Origin of the sequence: Mesorhizobium sp. B4-1-1, assembly GCF_006439375.1 — a bacterium.
GTDB lineage: Bacteria > Pseudomonadota > Alphaproteobacteria > Rhizobiales > Rhizobiaceae > Mesorhizobium.
On sequence record NZ_VFTH01000016.1, the window covers coordinates 45,297 to 59,368 of the forward strand.

Below are 14,072 nucleotides of genomic sequence, written 5' to 3' on the forward strand. Positions count from 1 at the left end.
GAGCGGTCCTTGAGAACGATTGCGATTCTGGCGGCGGGCTTGACTGCCGTGCTGTCTCCCATCGCCGCGACGGGCCAGTCGATGACGCCGATGCGCGGCGAGGTGCGATCCTTCACGGATGCCTTCGCCGTCCGCGTCTTCCCGGGCAACCCGTACAACCAGCGCATACGTGTCGAAGTCCATGTCTACGACCAGGATTTCCAGCCGGTCGACGCCAGGATCACCCCGAGCGCCTTCCTTTTGGCCGGCCAGGCATCGCGCCCTGTACTGGTGGTCGTCCCGTTCGGCGGCGCGAAAGAGCGTAAAGTGCGTATCTGTACCGAGAGTATCCCCTTTCCAAGCGAGCGGACCCAGATAAGGGCACAGATATGCGGAAAGTTTTTCGGGCATCGCAGGTTCTGACCTTGTCCCTGCTGTCCGCCTTGGCTGTCGTAAGTCGGGGGCTTGCCGAGGACATCCTGAATCTGAATCAGAACCAGACCGGTTTCAGCCTGCCCGGCGTCAGCCTGCCTCAGGGCCAGGACGAGGTTCATGCCAGCGACGGCACGACCTGCCGCTCGGCCGTTTCCGGCAGCGGCGCCTATTTCGACCTCGGCGTCATCCGCGGCAACAACAGCAGCAACCAGGCCAACAGCGACATCGCCACATACGGCCGCGTGGTGATCCCGATCGGGCGGACGCCGAAACGTGTCGATTGCAGCCGCCTCTACGAGTTGGAAGTCGAGCGCCTGCAGCTTGAATTGAAGCTTCTTAAAATGGGCCTCGGCGCCGACGGTCAGACGACAGGAAGTGTGGCCGCCCCAGCACCCCAGGGTCCCGCGCCCCAGGCCAGCGCGGCCCAGGTCAAATCAGCAGGATGGGCCAACGAAGGCTGGAGCATCAGAGGCACGACCGGCAGTGAAAAGAAGAAGCGGAAATAGCCGCGCGCTGTTCGCGCTGGCGGCGCTTGCCGGCCTCTGTCTCCCGGCGCAGGCGGCGATCATCGGCACCTGCACGATCATGATCGGCGCGTCGGGAGCGATGAAACCGAACCCCGCCATCAACATCTTTGGTTCCAAGCAGGCGGGCGGGTCGAGCGCCGGCGCCACCATCACCGCGAACTCGACGCTGTGTTCGATCCTCAACCTGTTGGACTGCTACTCCGTCTCCGCGCCGGCGCCGATCGCCTTCACCTCCGCTCCGAGCGGCGGCGACACCAACGTCACTTTCGCCACGGTCTTTCGGCTCGACGGATCCGGGGTGGACATACCAGGCAGCACGCCGCAGCCGGTGACCAACGGCACCCACACCATCCAGGTCGATCTAACCGCCACGAAGTCGCCCGGCATCTTCCCGGCGGGTAATTATCAGGGCATGGTCACGGTGCGCTGCGAATGATGCCTGTGGGCCACGGGCGCGCACAACCGACATGATCTGGCGACAGGCGGTCTTTGCCGCTAGCCTCCCGCGCAATCAATTGTGTAAAAGCAGGCACTTGGGGTGGCTCGACCTTCAATCGGGGGGCAGCGCGTCCCGGCAGGAGGCACTTCTTGATTATCGTTGTCGGTTCGATCAACCTCGACCTCATCGCCAATGTCGACCGCTTGCCGGACCCCGGCGAGACGGTGCGCGGCTCCGGCTTCGCCACCGCGCCTGGCGGCAAGGGCGCCAACCAGGCCCTGGCCGCGGCGCGCGCCGGCGCCGAGGTACGCATGGTGGGCGCGGTCGGCAAGGATAGCTTTGCCGCCGAGGCGCTTGCCCTTCTCAAGGCCGGCAATGTCGATCTGTCCGGTGTCGGCCAGAGCTTCGCTTCCACCGGCACGGCGTTGATCCTGGTCGGCGCTGATGGAGAGAACGTCATCGCCGTCGTGCCGGGCGCCAATGATTCGGTGGTGCCGGGCGATGTCGCCAAGGCCTTCCTCAAGAAGGGCGACGTCGTGCTCTTGCAGCATGAGATCCCGCTGCAGACGGTCGACGCCACACTCGACGCGGCGCGCGCGGCGGACGCCGTCAGCGTGCTCAACACCGCCCCTTTCCGTGCCGAGGCCGCCGGCTTCGTCGGCAAGGCCGATTATGCCGTCGCCAACGAAACCGAGTTCGATCTCTATGGCGAGGCGCTGGCGCTTTCGGGACGCGATCGCCCTGCCCGCATGCGCGACTATGCCAAGAAGACAGGCCGCGCCATCGTCGTCACGCTCGGTGGCGACGGCGTGCTGGCCGCCACGCCGGACGATTTCCTCACCGTTCCGGCGCTGAAGATCACGCCGGTCGACACGGTCGGCGCGGGCGACACCTTCTGCGGTTATTTCGGCGCCGGCCTGTCGTCCGGCCTGCCGCTTCAGGAGGCGCTCACCCGCGCCGCCGCGGCCGGTTCGCTCGCCTGCCTGAAACCCGGCGCGCAGCCGGCAATTCCACCGGCAAAGGATGTCGACGCGGCCCTGGCGGCGGCGCGGTAATGGCCATGCGTCCCGTCACCAAGCACGTAGCGCCGCCGGCCGGCGATATCTGCCGCCTCTCCGCCGTCGAGCTTGCCCAGAAGATCAGGCAGCGCCATTTGTCGGCGCGCGAGGTAGCCGGCGCTTTCCTCGACCGCATCGAGGCGGTGAACCCGCTGGTCAACGCCGTCGTTTCGCTGCGCGAGCGCGCCGATATCCTGGCCGAGGCCGACAGGGCGGATGCCCATCTGGCACGCGGCGGCGAGGCCGGATCGCTCTTCGGCCTGCCGATCGCCATCAAGGACCTCGCCCTGACCAGGGAGCTCAGAACCACCTTCGGCTCGCCGATCTTCGCCGATTTCATCCCCGACGTGGACGATTTCTTCGTCGAGCGCGTCCGCAAGGCCGGCGCCATCATCATCGGCAAGACCAATGTCCCGGAATTCGGGCTGGGCTCCAACACCTACAATCCGGTCTTCGGGCCGACGCTCAACGCCTTCGACCCCGCGCTGACCGCCGGCGGCTCGAGCGGCGGCGCGGCCGTGGCGCTGGCGCTCGATATGGTGCCGGTCGCCGATGGCAGCGACTTCGGCGGCTCGCTGCGCAATCCGGCAGCCTACAACAATGTCTACGGCTTCCGTCCCTCGCAGGGCCTTGTGCCTGCAGGCCCGGACTTCGATGTCTTTCATTCGCAGATGGGCGTCGAAGGGCCGATGGGCCGCAACATTCGCGACATCGCGCTTTTGCTCGACGAACAGGCCGGCTATCACCCGCACGCGCCGTTGTCATATGCCAAGGAGGGTTCGTTCCTCGACGGTTTGGGCGCGAAAGTGGCCGGCGGCCGCATCGCCTGGCTGGGCGATCTCGGCGGCCGCCTGCCGACGGAACCGGGCGTGCTCGACCTTTGCGAGGCCGCGCTTACCCGCTTCGCCGCAGCATCCTTCCGCACCGAGGCCCTGGTACCGGATGTCGATTTCGAGGCGCTCTGGCAGGCCTTTGTCACCTTGCGCCAGGCGAGCAGCGGTTGCGGGCTGAAGGCGCACTACGACGACCCGGCTAAACGCAAACTTCTGAAGCCCGAGGCTGTCTGGGAAGTGGAGCAGGCGATGGGCCTGACCGCGCCGCAGGTCCATGCCGCCAGCGTCCGGCGCACCTCGTGGCACCGAACGCTGCTTTCGCTGTTCGAGCGTTTCGACCTGATCGCGCTGCCGACCGCGCAAGTCTTCCCATTCGACGTCTCGACCCACTGGCCGCGCGAGGTCGCGGGACGACCCATGGACAGCTATCACCGCTGGATGCAGGTCTCCGCCTTCGCCACCCTGGGCGGCTGCCCGGCGCTCAGCGTCCCGGCGGGGTTCGACGGGAAGGGCCGACCCATGGGCATGCAGTTGATCGGCCGCCCACGCGGCGACCTCGCCGTGCTCAAGGCCGGCGCCGCCTATGAGGCGATATTGCCGTGGACGGCGGGCGCCTGCTGAGCAGCCTCTGAATCGGGCAAGTCGGCATCGCTTGCGCCGACAGTGAAGCCGTGCATTGATCCGGCGGCCACCGCTGCACCACCTCTGTCCGTCCGAGGAAAGCCATGTCGCTGGAACTTTACGCAACCTATGTCGTTGCCTGCATCGTCATCATCCTGGTGCCCGGTCCGACGGTGACGCTGATCATCGCCAACAGCATCCGCCACGGCTCGCGCGCGGGCCTGGCCAACGTCGCCGGCACCCAGGCCGGGCTCGCCATCATGATCGCCATCGTCGGCATCGGCCTCAACACGCTGATCGCCGGCATGGGCCACTGGTTCGAGTGGGTGCGGCTGATCGGCGCCGCCTATCTGATCTGGATGGGCGTGCAGATGTTCCGCTCCAAGGGCACGCTCAATCCCGACGGAACGGCAAGAAAACCGCGCGGCGGCTTTTTCCTGCAGGGTTTTCTGGTGGCGATCAGCAATCCGAAGACCTTGGTCTTCTTCGGCGCCTTCTTCCCGCAGTTCATCGCGCCGCAGGGCAATTACACGCTACAGATCGTCGTGATGGGCCTGACCGCGATGATCTTCGCCGCCATGTCGGATTCGACCTACGCGCTTGCCGCCGGCCGCGCCGGCCGGCTGCTGTCGGCCAGCCGCGTCAGGCTGATGTCCAGGATCAGCGGCAGCTTCCTGGTCGGCGGCGGGCTATGGCTGGCGTTTTCGAAGGCGAAGTGAGCGACGGACCCGCCGTCCCCCAATTATTTTTGCAAGCATATTGAAGAGCTGTGAGCGCCCCCACAACTCTTAGTCATGAACAAGTCAAACGTTTCCTTCCGGAATCGCTTGCTTATTTGGCGATACGAGTACAGCGACGCCGTCCTCGGCGTCGCTTTCTTCTGCGCCTTGGCACTGACGGTTGGGGCTTCCGTCTTAAGGCTGCAGAACGATCCTGTCGTTGCAACGCAACGTGTGACGGGCGTAGTTGAGCATGTCAGCTTGGCACCTATTAATCCCAAAGCCGCAGTTGGTCGCGGGATCTACTATATCTACGACGTCCGTCTTCAAGACGACAATGCGCTGGTCTTGGTCGATGGCGATGTGGGGACTCCTCACTCTATCGGCTCGATCATCCCCATCGAGCGGCAGCACCACAAGCGGGGCGTCGACACCTACCGATTGTTCGACGGGTGACGGCGCACGCCTTGTAATCCTCGACGGTCAGTTGAGTCGCCCCAGCCTCTCCACCAGCAGCGCGAAGAAGCCGTCATGGTCGATGTCGCGCATCACGGTGGCGTTCTTTTTCCGCTTGGTGACACCCCACCAGTCGATCACCGTCATGCCCATGGTGAGCTCCGACGCGGTCTCGACGCTGACATTGCAATGGCGGCCCTTGAACAGCTCCGGCTTGATCAGATAGGCGATCACGCACGGATCGTGCAGCGGCCCGCCATCGGTGCCGTATTTTTCCTCGTCATAGCGCTCGAAAAACTCCAGCATCTCGGCAGTCGCGGTGCCGACCTTGGTGCCGAGCTGGCGGAAAGCCTGCGTGCGCTTGGACGTGGTCAGCGCCTTGTGGGTGACGTCGAGCGGCATCATCACGATCGGAATGCCCGACTTGAACACCAGATCGGCGGCCTGCGGGTCGACATAGATGTTGAATTCGGCGGCCGGCGTGACGTTGCCGCCCTCGAAGAAGCCGCCGCCCATCAAGACGATTTCCTTGATGCGGGGCGCGATCCTCGGCTCGCGGATCAGCGCCAGCGCGATGTTGGTGAGCGGTCCGAGCGGGCAGAGCGTGATCGTGCCGCTTTCCTCGCGCATCAGCGTCTCGACAATGAAATCGACGGCGTATTGTTCCTGCAACGGCATGGTCGGCTCGGGCAGTTGCGGGCCGTTCAGGCCTGTCTTGCCGTGCACTTCCTCGGCGGTGACGAGTTCGCGCGCCAGCGGGCGAATGGCGCCGGCATAGACCTTGACGTCCGGCCTGCCGGCCAGCTCGCAGATCTTGCGGGCGTTGTTCTGGGTCAGCTTCAGCGGCACATTGCCGGCAACCGCGGTGATACCGACGATCTCCAGCTCCGAACTGCCGAGCGCCAGCAATATGGCGACGGCATCGTCCTGGCCGGGATCGGTGTCGATGATGATCTTTCTGGACTGGGGCATTTCAATTCCTTTTGGGGGAGTCTTTTTGGGCGGGATTTAGAGCATGATCCCGAAAAGTGGGAACCGGCTTTCGGACAGGATCATGCTCCAACGAAGAGCTGAGTCAGGATGGCGGTTCAACGAAACGTCATCCTGATTTCAGTGGCTTGAACTTGATCGCGCGGCGGACCATATCAAGACCATCGGGAAAAATGCCATCCGGGTTTTTCCAGTTTGTGTCGCTCTTCAGAGGACAATGTAACAATGAGTCGAATGACGCCCTTCTCCAGCCCGCTTCTTCTGGGCTTCGATGCCATGGAAAAGACGCTTGAGCGTCTGGCGAAGTCCGGCGACAGCTATCCCCCGTACAATATCGAGCGCCTCGGCGCAGCCGACGGCAACGCCGAAAGGCTGCGCATCACGCTGGCCGTTGCCGGTTTTGCCGAGAGCGACCTCGATGTCACCACGGAGGAAAACCAGCTAATCGTGCGCGGACGTCAGACTGACGACACCGAGCGCGAATTCCTCCACCGCGGAATCGCCGCGCGCCAGTTCCAGCGCTGTTTTGTGCTGGCCGACGGCATGCGGGTGATTGCGGCGGAACTGAAGAACGGCCTGTTGTCGGTCGACCTGGACCGGCCGGAGGCCGAGCGGCTGGTACGGAAAATAAACATATCGGTGAAAGACTGATCTTTGCCGATGGCTCTATGCGAGGCGGCCAATCCTGGCGTCCTCGCGCCAAGGAGGCTTGAAATGACCAGAACTGACGAAACCACCACCATGACCAGCGGCGAACTCGCCCATCTCGGCGAAGGTTCGGTCGCCTATCTCAGGAAAGTGTCGAGCGACGACCTCCGCGGTCGCTTCCCCGGCCTCGACGAAATCGCTCCCGGTATGGAGCTGTGGGCGCTGTTTGCCGCCAACGGCCAGCCGATCCTGCTTTCCGATGCCCGTGACCGGGCGCTCGCGGGTGCGCTGGAGAACGACCTGACCACAGTCGCGATCCACTAACGCGACTCCACCTTCGAAATGAAAAGGGCCGCTCACGGCGACCCTCCGAAGATTTTAATCCTAAGATTTCAGGCCGCGTGCGAGGCCTGTGTGTCCGACAGCAAGGCGTGGATCGCCACGGCGTCGCGCGTCCCCCTGATCTTGGCCACGGTGTCGGCGTCGCGCAGCACGCGCGCGATGCGCGACAGCGCCTTGAGATGGTCGGCGCCGGCGCCTTCCGGAGCAAGCAGCAGGAACACCAGGTCGACCGGCTGGTCGTCGAGCGCCTCGAAATCGACCGGCGTTTCCAGTCGGGCGAAGACGCCGGCGATCCTCTTCACGCCGGCGAGCTTGCCGTGCGGAATGGCGATGCCGTTGCCGACGCCGGTCGAGCCTAGCCGCTCGCGCTGCAGAATGGTGTCGAACACCTCCCGTTCCGGAATCCCCGAAATCGCCGACGCCCTCTCCGACAGCAATTGCAGAAGCTGCTTTTTGGAATTCGCTTTCAACGTCGGCATGATCGCCGGAACGCTGATGAGATCACTGAGATCCATGCTTGAAAAATCCCTTGCTCGCCTGCCGCGCCAGTCGTCGCCCCCTTGCGCGGCTGGCTTTTTATCCCTGCGCGACTTTGGTCGTCGACGGATCGATCCAGCCGATATTGCCATCCGGCCGGCGGTAGACGATGTTGAGATGGTCGTTTCCGGCATTGCGAAAGACGAAAACCGGGCTGTCGCTGGTATCGAGCTCAATGACGGCCGACGCCACCGACATGGTCCGCAGCGTCATGCTTGATTCGGCGACGATGACCGGAGCGAAGTCCTCCGGAATATCTTCCTCATCGTCGGTGAGAGGAGCCATCACGGTGTAGGCGATGTCGGTCGGCTCTTCGCCATTGCCGTTGCCCGTATTGCGCGACTTCAGCCGGCGCTTGTAGCGCCGCAGCCGTGTTTCCAGGCGGTCGGCGGCGGCCTCGAAGGCCAGCGTCGGATCCTGGGCGTCGCCGGTCGCCTGCAGCGAAGCGCCGGAATCGAGCCGGACCATGCAGTCGGCGGAGAAACGCGACCCCGATTTGATGACCGTGACATGTCCTGAAAAACCCCGATCGAAATATTTCTCGATCGCCTCGCCGACCCGGTCGTTGATGCGCGTACGGAACGCATCGCCGATGTCCATGTGTTTTCCCGAAATGCGTAGATTCATCTGAAAACTGACCTTCCTTGCTCAGGCTTCAAACTGTTCCCGAGTTTATACCCGTGGTGCGCGCGCACAAGCTTTGCAGCGGCCTGCGCGCCGATTTTAGACCCGAACTTTCCGGTTGATCACAAGTCGCCTTCTTGGCCGTCCGTGGCCTTGTCTGACGGACCCATTCGCAAGCTGGCATTACCGCCCTGCTCATGCGGGCGGGCTTCTAGCCACTTCATTGCAGCTTGTCAATCAAGCTTGGGAGTTGTGGGGAACTGTCGGGATTCGGGGGTGGCCTAGCGGCCGGCGTTCGCCAGCGCTCGCTTCTCCCGCCGCCGCTGCACCGACGATGGAATGTTCATGCCTTCGCGGTATTTCGCGACGGTACGGCGCGCGATATCGACGCCGCTTTCCTTGAGCATGTCGACGATGGCGTCGTCGGAAAGCACGTCGGCGGGCTTTTCCTCGTCGATCATCTGCTTGATGCGGTCGCGCACGGCCTCGGACGAATGCGCTTCGCCGCCTTCGGCCGAGGCGATCGACGCGGTGAAGAAATAGCGCAGCTCGAAGACGCCGCGCGGCGTCAGCATGTATTTGTTGGCGGTGACGCGGCTGACGGTCGATTCATGCATGCCGATGGCGTCGGCCACCGTGCGCAGGTTGAGCGGCTTGAGGTGGCGCACGCCGTGGACGAGGAAGGCATCCTGCTGCCGCACGATTTCGGACGCCACCTTGAGGATGGTCTTGGCTCGTTGGTCGAGACTGCGCGTCAGCCAGTTGGCGTTCTGCAGGCATTCGGCGAGAAAGTCCTTTTCCGCCTTGTCCTTGGCGTGGCTCGAAATGCGGGCGAAGTAGACATTGTCCACCAGCACGCGCGGCAGCGTATCGGCGTTGAGCTCCACCGCCCAGCTGCCGTCATTGGCGGCGCGGACCTCGACATCGGCGACGATCGCATCGCTCGCGCCGCCCGAAAACGCCAGGCCGGGGCGCGGGTCGAGCGCGCGGATCTCGGCCAGCATGTCGAGCAGATCCTCCTCGTCGACGCCGCAGATGCGTTTCAGCGTCTGGAAATCCCGCCGCGCCAGAAGCTCCAGGTTGGCGACCAGCGCCTTCATCGCCGGATCGAGCCGGTCGCGCGCAGCAAGCTGCAGCGACAGGCACTCGGCAAGGTGGCGCGCGAAAAGTCCCACCGGCTCGAAGGTCTGGCAGATGCCAAGCACACGCGCCACCGCCGCCTCATCCACGCCGAGCCGGACCGCGATCTCATCGAGTTCGGAGCGCAAATAACCGGCCTCGTCGAGCCCGTCGGCCAGCTCACCCGCGATCAGCCGCCCGCCGGGGCTGAGCGAAGCAAGCGCGATCTGCTCGCCGACATGCTCGCGCAGCGTAATGGCGGCCGCCGCCATGTCGCCGACGTCGAACCCCTCGGACGATGCTGGGCCCGCGCCGCCCCCAGCGGCCGACTTCCATTGCGCCGTGAGATCCGGCCCCAGCCCCTCGCTGGTGCCTGGATCGTCGGGAAACAGGTTCTCCAGGGAAGTATCGAGCTTTTGCGAGATCGCTTCCGCGCTCCACTCCGTCTCGCCCTCGAACCAATCGCCTTCGGTATCCTCTTCCGGCGACGCCTCGCTTTTCTGGGATAGATCGCCGGCGGCATCGTCCTGCGGTTCGGCCCGTTCCAGCAGCGGGTTGCGCTCGATCTCCTCGTCGATGAAGCGCTCGAGCTCGACATGGGTGAGCTGCAGCAGCCGGATCGATTGCATCAGCTGCGGCGTCATCACCAGCGACTGGGACTGTCTGAGCTGCAGTTTGGCTGCCAGCGCCATGGTGTGAATCAAACGCCTCGTCTACGCATCGGACTGTGCCGAAGCAGATTTTCCCGGCCAGGCATAGAAACTGGCCCGGCTTTTGCTTGTCAAGGAAAACGCTAGCAGTTGCGGCTTACCGGAGCGTTATCGAGCGCTAAAATGACCGAAAGCCGTGACGCGGCCATCGAAACCGCGTCGGAACCCGCGGGTCAGAGCGTGAAGCCCTCGCCGAGATAGAGGCGCCGCACATCGGCGTTGGCGACGATCTCGTCGGCGCGGCCATGCGTCAGCACCTGGCCGGCATGGATGATGTAGGCGCGGTCGATCAGGCCGAGCGTCTCGCGCACATTGTGGTCGGTGATCAAGACGCCGATGCCGCGCGCCGTGAGATGGCGAACGAGCTGCTGGATATCGGCGACGGCGATCGGATCGATGCCGGCGAAGGGCTCGTCGAGCAGCATATAGGCCGGCCGCGTCGCCAGCGCCCGCGCGATTTCAAGGCGACGCCGTTCGCCGCCCGACAGCGACATGGACGGCGCCTTGCGCAGATGGCTGATGTGAAACTCCTCGAGCAGCTCGTCAAGCGTGCGCTCGCGTTCCTTGCGGCTCTTTTCCACCACCTCCAGCACGGCGCGAATGTTCTGCTCGACATTCAGGCCGCGAAAGATCGACGCTTCCTGCGGCAGGTAGCCGATGCCGAGGCGGGCACGCCGGTACATCGGCATCGAGGTGACATCGAAGCCGTCGATCTCGATCGAACCTTCGTCGACGGGAACAAGGCCGGTGACCATGTAGAAACAGGTGGTCTTGCCTGCGCCGTTGGGGCCGAGCAGGCCTACGGCCTCGCCGGCGCGCACGCCAAGCGTCACCCCGCTCACCACCTTGCGGCCCTTGTAGCTCTTGGTCAGCCCCTTGGCGATCAGGGTGCCCTTGAACTTCGCCTTGTCGGTGCCGACCGTCGCCGGCGCAGCGGGTTGTGCGGCCGCCCGTCCCGGAAGACGGGCCAGCAGCGAAGTCACGCCGGCCATTACTTGCTCGACGCTCCCTGCTGCTGCGCGTCCTGTTTCTGCGGCTTGAACATCATGATGACACGCGGACAGCCCTCGACGTTGCCGAGGCCGCTCTTCATCTGCACGGTGAGCTTGCAGCCCTTGAGCACATTGTCGCCCTGCGACAGCACCACTTCCTTGCCGGAAAGCACCAGCACCTGCGTCTTCATGTCGAATTTGCCGGTGTCGCCGGTGGCGATCTGGTCGTTCGATTTGATGTAGACTTTGTTCTCGACCTCGAGGTGGTCGATATTGGCGGCGCCTGTCATCGCCGATGCGCCGGCCGCCGCGCTTTTGTCAGCTTTTGGGTCCTTGACGTAGTAGACCGTCATCTTGCCGGCCTTGAGCAGGGTCGGCCCCTGATTGACGGTGACATTGCCGCTGAATATGGCCATGCTGTCGGCCTGGCGGACCTCAAGCTTATCGCTTTCGATCTGGATCGGCTGGTCGCCTGACAGCTTCAACCCAGGGATCTGGCTGGTCGCGCTCGATTGCGCGAACGAATGCGCGGTTGCCAAAAGCAGCAATGCGGAAGCAGCGCCCGGAAGCCATGCGGATTTACTGCGACGCATTCTGTTCTCCACCGTTTACCCCCGCTGCCTTCAGCGCAGTTGGATCTATGTTGACGCGAACCCGGTTCTCGAAGACCACGAGCCTGCCATTGTCCTCGACCGACATCGCGTCCGCGGTGATGCGCGACCCGCCACGGCTGACGTCGACCGGATTGCTCGTCTTCATAGAGCCTTTGCCCATGTCTAGGAAGATCGATTTGAACTTCGCCACCAGGCCGTCCGTCGTCGTCACGCTGACCTCGCTGGTCAGGTCCATCGTATTGGCGTCGCGATTGTAGATACCGTGCGCGGCGTCGACTGACACGATGTTGTCGGTGGCGACGGGCAGTTTGGCATTGATGCCGTCGAGGTCGATGACGGCTTGCTGCCCGACATCCTGCGTCGCCCTGGTCGCCGTCAGCGAATAGGGCAGCTTCTGCTTGGTGAAGCCGTTGAGCTTCGGATTGGCCATCACCAGCTTGCCGTCGGAGAACGCCGTGCCATCGGCCTGCACCGAGACGGACAGGGGCGCCTTGAGGTAGGAGTAGACCGGAAAGGCGACGGCGATCGCGACCGCGAGCAGCGGCACGGCGAATTTCAGCACGCGGACGCGGCGCGAGTGCCGTTGCGCGCGGTTGAAGGCATCGCCACGCGTGCCGTCTTGGCTCGCGGGAGCCGATGCCTCACCGGCATCGCTCGTTTCGTCAGATCGCGCCAACATGACTTTTCTAATGGACCTTTGCCCGGCCAAACACCGCCTATAGGTGGTATGCCGGCACCTACAAGCAAGCACAAGCGGAGGAAAACTGCAAAAATGTGACAACTGCCGCCCGCAAAATCGAGAGAAATCCGGCGAGACGGCTTGTACTTCATAGCAGATACGGACTGCTTGCGTTAATTTTTCGTGAGGCCGGCGTCAACGCCGAAGTCCGAAACCGGCCTTTCAAGGCGATTCCAGGACAAGTGCGGGCGGTTTTCCGACGGGAATTGCATCAGGACAAGAAATAGAGCGTGTGACCGTTCCGTGAAGCGGTGACCGCTCCAGGAAACGGTAGCCGTGCGCCGAGGCTTGCTTTAAAAGCGTGCTTCCACCCATCCATGAGGCTGACGATGGCAATGAGAGCCGACGACCTGATCGACCGCCGCCGCTTGCGCCGCAAGCTGGCGTTCTGGCGCGTCGCCGCGTTTCTGGTTCTGGCGGCAGCAATTATCGCCTTCTCGGCCTGGGTCTATGACGACAATTTTACCGGCCAGGCAGTGCCTCATATTGCCAAGGTCAAGATTGAAGGCACCATCACCGAGGACGAGGAACTACTCAAAAGGCTGGAAGCTATCCGCACGTCGCCGGAGGTGAAGGGCGTCATTCTCTCGGTCGATTCGCCCGGAGGCACCACGGTCGGCGGAGAGTCGATCTTCGAGCAGGTGCGCAAGCTTGCCGGCGACAAGCCGGTGGTGGCCGAAGTCGGCACGCTGGCGGCATCCGCCGGCTATATGATCGCCAGCGCTACCGACCACATCGTCGCCCGCAAGACCTCCATCGTCGGCTCTATCGGTGTGCTGATCCAGTATCCGGACGTCAGCGGCCTCATGGATAAGCTCGGCATCAAGCTTGAGGAAGTGAAATCGTCGCCGCTCAAGGCTTCGCCCTCGCCCTTCAAGCCGACCAATGACGACGAGCGCGCCATGGTGCGCAAGCTGATCCTCGACAGTTACGACTGGTTCGTCGGCATCGTCGCCGACCGCCGCAAGATGACGCGTGATCAGGCGCTGGCGCTGGCCGACGGTTCGATCTTCACCGGCCGCCAGGCTTTGGCCAACCATCTGGTCGACGCCGTCGGCGGCGAGCAGGAGGCGATCGATTGGCTGGCGACGAAGGGCGTGGACGGCAAGCTCAAGGTCGTCGAGTGGAAGGACAAGGACAGGCGCGGCGGTTTCCTGTTTTCCCAGTCGATGGCAAAAATGGCGGCCAAGGCGCTTGGCCTGCCCGATGCCGGCGGCGATGTCATTCACGAGCTCGGTGCCGACCGCTTGTTTCTTGACGGTCTCGTTTCGGTCTGGCACCCTTGAGGCGCCGTTGGTACCAGCCAAAAAAGCAATAAAATCATCCTGATAATCGATCGCTTGGTTTTACGGGGAACGTTGTATGATCAAATCCGAGCTTGTGCAGATCATTGCTGCACGCAACCCGCACCTTTTTCTGCGCGATGTCGAAAACATCGTCGGCGCGATCTTTGACGAGATCACCGATGCGCTTGCCGAGGGCAACCGGGTCGAGTTGCGCGGTTTCGGCGCCTTTTCGGTGAAAAACCGTCCCGCCCGTACCGGCCGCAACCCGCGCACCGGCGAATCCGTCGAAGTCGAGGAAAAGTGGGTGCCGTTCTTCAAGACCGGCAAGGAGTTGCGCGAAAGGCTGAACGGCGGCAAATAGGCGCCGCGCCGGCGGGTTGAAACGGGATCTTGGCGCAAAGCCG

General features: G+C 63.5%; 18 protein-coding genes. 11 read left to right on the plus strand and 7 right to left on the minus strand.

The features are described from left to right. Window positions 1–18 precede the first annotated feature (18 nt). The 7 genes from FJW10_RS21250 (at window position 19) to FJW10_RS21280 (ending at window position 5,067) form a co-directional block, all read left to right on the plus strand. Window positions 19–402, plus strand: coding sequence for a hypothetical protein (locus tag FJW10_RS21250; protein ID WP_246674342.1), 384 nt, complete (start codon window positions 19–21; stop codon window positions 400–402). After that, window positions 369–920 (plus strand): hypothetical protein, encoded by a 552-nt coding sequence (locus FJW10_RS21255; protein ID WP_140837242.1) that lies wholly within the window; start codon window positions 369–371, stop codon window positions 918–920. The genes FJW10_RS21250 and FJW10_RS21255 overlap by 34 nt, the downstream gene beginning before the upstream one ends. Beyond that, window positions 898–1,377 carry a hypothetical protein gene (locus tag FJW10_RS21260; protein WP_140837240.1) on the plus strand — a complete coding sequence of 160 codons (480 nt, stop codon included), beginning with the start codon at window positions 898–900 and terminating at the stop codon, window positions 1,375–1,377. Before FJW10_RS21255 ends, FJW10_RS21260 begins: the two co-directional genes overlap by 23 nt. A 152-nt stretch (window positions 1,378–1,529) precedes the next feature. After that, window positions 1,530–2,435, plus strand: coding sequence for a ribokinase (locus tag FJW10_RS21265; RefSeq protein ID WP_140901516.1), 906 nt, complete (start codon window positions 1,530–1,532; stop codon window positions 2,433–2,435). Beyond that, entirely contained in the window at window positions 2,435–3,892 is a 1,458-nt protein-coding gene (locus FJW10_RS21270; protein WP_210239817.1) for an amidase, read from the plus strand. The genes FJW10_RS21265 and FJW10_RS21270 overlap by 1 nt, the downstream gene beginning before the upstream one ends. Window positions 3,893–3,996: 104 nt before the next feature. Beyond that, on the plus strand, window positions 3,997–4,611 hold the full coding sequence (locus FJW10_RS21275) for a LysE family translocator (protein WP_140644555.1): 615 nt from the start codon (window positions 3,997–3,999) through the stop codon (window positions 4,609–4,611). Between the two features lie 75 nt (window positions 4,612–4,686). After that, window positions 4,687–5,067: a hypothetical protein gene (locus FJW10_RS21280; RefSeq protein WP_140658067.1), complete on the plus strand. Its 381-nt coding sequence runs from the start codon at window positions 4,687–4,689 to the stop codon at window positions 5,065–5,067. Window positions 5,068–5,094: 27 nt separating this feature from the next. Here FJW10_RS21280 and FJW10_RS21285 read toward each other — a convergent pair whose 3' ends face one another. Next, complete coding sequence (locus FJW10_RS21285; RefSeq protein WP_140901517.1) at window positions 5,095–6,039, minus strand: nucleoside hydrolase; 945 nt, start codon at window positions 6,037–6,039, stop codon at window positions 5,095–5,097. 243 nt (window positions 6,040–6,282) lie between these two features. Here FJW10_RS21285 and FJW10_RS21290 point away from each other — a divergent pair, with 243 nt between their 5' ends. Continuing rightward, window positions 6,283–6,708 carry an Hsp20 family protein gene (locus tag FJW10_RS21290; RefSeq protein WP_140837232.1) on the plus strand — a complete coding sequence of 142 codons (426 nt, stop codon included), beginning with the start codon at window positions 6,283–6,285 and terminating at the stop codon, window positions 6,706–6,708. Window positions 6,709–6,771: 63 nt separating this feature from the next. Beyond that, the gene (locus FJW10_RS21295; RefSeq protein WP_140658061.1) at window positions 6,772–7,029 is read left to right on the plus strand and encodes a DUF1150 family protein; all 258 of its coding nucleotides are present in this window, start codon (window positions 6,772–6,774) and stop codon (window positions 7,027–7,029) included. Between the two features lie 68 nt (window positions 7,030–7,097). Here the strand turns inward: FJW10_RS21295 and ptsN are convergent, their stop codons facing one another. The 6 genes from ptsN to lptC all read right to left on the minus strand — a co-directional run bounded on the left by ptsN (window position 7,098) and on the right by lptC (window position 12,322). Next, a complete protein-coding gene (gene ptsN, locus FJW10_RS21300) occupies window positions 7,098–7,562 on the minus strand; it encodes a PTS IIA-like nitrogen regulatory protein PtsN (RefSeq protein ID WP_140836110.1) in 465 nt (154 codons plus the stop codon). Window positions 7,563–7,623: 61 nt separating this feature from the next. After that, window positions 7,624–8,211, minus strand: a complete 588-nt coding sequence (gene raiA / locus FJW10_RS21305) for a ribosome-associated translation inhibitor RaiA (protein ID WP_040997480.1) — start codon at window positions 8,209–8,211, stop codon at window positions 7,624–7,626. Between the two features lie 278 nt (window positions 8,212–8,489). Next, the gene (gene rpoN / locus FJW10_RS21310) at window positions 8,490–10,019 is read right to left on the minus strand and encodes an RNA polymerase factor sigma-54 (RefSeq protein ID WP_140901518.1); all 1,530 of its coding nucleotides are present in this window, start codon (window positions 10,017–10,019) and stop codon (window positions 8,490–8,492) included. 191 nt (window positions 10,020–10,210) lie between these two features. Then, entirely contained in the window at window positions 10,211–11,029 is an 819-nt protein-coding gene (lptB, locus tag FJW10_RS21315; protein ID WP_140644562.1) for an LPS export ABC transporter ATP-binding protein, read from the minus strand. Continuing rightward, window positions 11,029–11,622 carry an LptA/OstA family protein gene (locus tag FJW10_RS21320; RefSeq protein ID WP_140836112.1) on the minus strand — a complete coding sequence of 198 codons (594 nt, stop codon included), beginning with the start codon at window positions 11,620–11,622 and terminating at the stop codon, window positions 11,029–11,031. The genes lptB and FJW10_RS21320 overlap by 1 nt, the downstream gene beginning before the upstream one ends. After that, complete coding sequence (gene lptC, locus FJW10_RS21325; RefSeq protein ID WP_140901519.1) at window positions 11,609–12,322, minus strand: LPS export ABC transporter periplasmic protein LptC; 714 nt, start codon at window positions 12,320–12,322, stop codon at window positions 11,609–11,611. Before lptC ends, FJW10_RS21320 begins: the two co-directional genes overlap by 14 nt. A gap of 389 nt (window positions 12,323–12,711) precedes the next feature. Here lptC and sppA point away from each other — a divergent pair, with 389 nt between their 5' ends. Both sppA and FJW10_RS21335 read left to right on the plus strand, forming a co-directional pair. Further along, complete coding sequence (gene sppA, locus FJW10_RS21330; protein WP_140901520.1) at window positions 12,712–13,668, plus strand: signal peptide peptidase SppA; 957 nt, start codon at window positions 12,712–12,714, stop codon at window positions 13,666–13,668. 76 nt (window positions 13,669–13,744) lie between these two features. Continuing rightward, complete coding sequence (locus FJW10_RS21335; protein WP_027165368.1) at window positions 13,745–14,029, plus strand: integration host factor subunit beta; 285 nt, start codon at window positions 13,745–13,747, stop codon at window positions 14,027–14,029. Window positions 14,030–14,072: the final 43 nt, after the last annotated feature.

Bases quoted from the DNA above. Each gene is read 5' to 3' on its own strand.
- FJW10_RS21255 (WP_140837242.1), top strand. From the start codon at position 369: ATGCGGAAAGTTTTTCGGGCATCGCAGGTTCTGACCTTGTCCCTGCTG.
- FJW10_RS21270 (WP_210239817.1), top strand. From the start codon at position 2,435: ATGGCCATGCGTCCCGTCACCAAGCACGTAGCGCCGCCGGCCGGCGAT.
- FJW10_RS21275 (WP_140644555.1), top strand. From the start codon at position 3,997: ATGTCGCTGGAACTTTACGCAACCTATGTCGTTGCCTGCATCGTCATC.
- FJW10_RS21280 (WP_140658067.1), top strand. From the start codon at position 4,687: ATGAACAAGTCAAACGTTTCCTTCCGGAATCGCTTGCTTATTTGGCGA.
- FJW10_RS21285 (WP_140901517.1), bottom strand. From the start codon at position 6,039: ATGCCCCAGTCCAGAAAGATCATCATCGACACCGATCCCGGCCAGGAC.
- FJW10_RS21290 (WP_140837232.1), top strand. From the start codon at position 6,283: ATGAGTCGAATGACGCCCTTCTCCAGCCCGCTTCTTCTGGGCTTCGAT.
- FJW10_RS21295 (WP_140658061.1), top strand. From the start codon at position 6,772: ATGACCAGAACTGACGAAACCACCACCATGACCAGCGGCGAACTCGCC.
- ptsN (WP_140836110.1), bottom strand. From the start codon at position 7,562: ATGGATCTCAGTGATCTCATCAGCGTTCCGGCGATCATGCCGACGTTG.
- raiA (WP_040997480.1), bottom strand. From the start codon at position 8,211: ATGAATCTACGCATTTCGGGAAAACACATGGACATCGGCGATGCGTTC.
- rpoN (WP_140901518.1), bottom strand. From the start codon at position 10,019: ATGGCGCTGGCAGCCAAACTGCAGCTCAGACAGTCCCAGTCGCTGGTG.
- lptB (WP_140644562.1), bottom strand. From the start codon at position 11,029: ATGGCCGGCGTGACTTCGCTGCTGGCCCGTCTTCCGGGACGGGCGGCC.
- FJW10_RS21320 (WP_140836112.1), bottom strand. From the start codon at position 11,622: ATGCGTCGCAGTAAATCCGCATGGCTTCCGGGCGCTGCTTCCGCATTG.
- lptC (WP_140901519.1), bottom strand. From the start codon at position 12,322: ATGTTGGCGCGATCTGACGAAACGAGCGATGCCGGTGAGGCATCGGCT.
- sppA (WP_140901520.1), top strand. From the start codon at position 12,712: ATGGCAATGAGAGCCGACGACCTGATCGACCGCCGCCGCTTGCGCCGC.
- FJW10_RS21335 (WP_027165368.1), top strand. From the start codon at position 13,745: ATGATCAAATCCGAGCTTGTGCAGATCATTGCTGCACGCAACCCGCAC.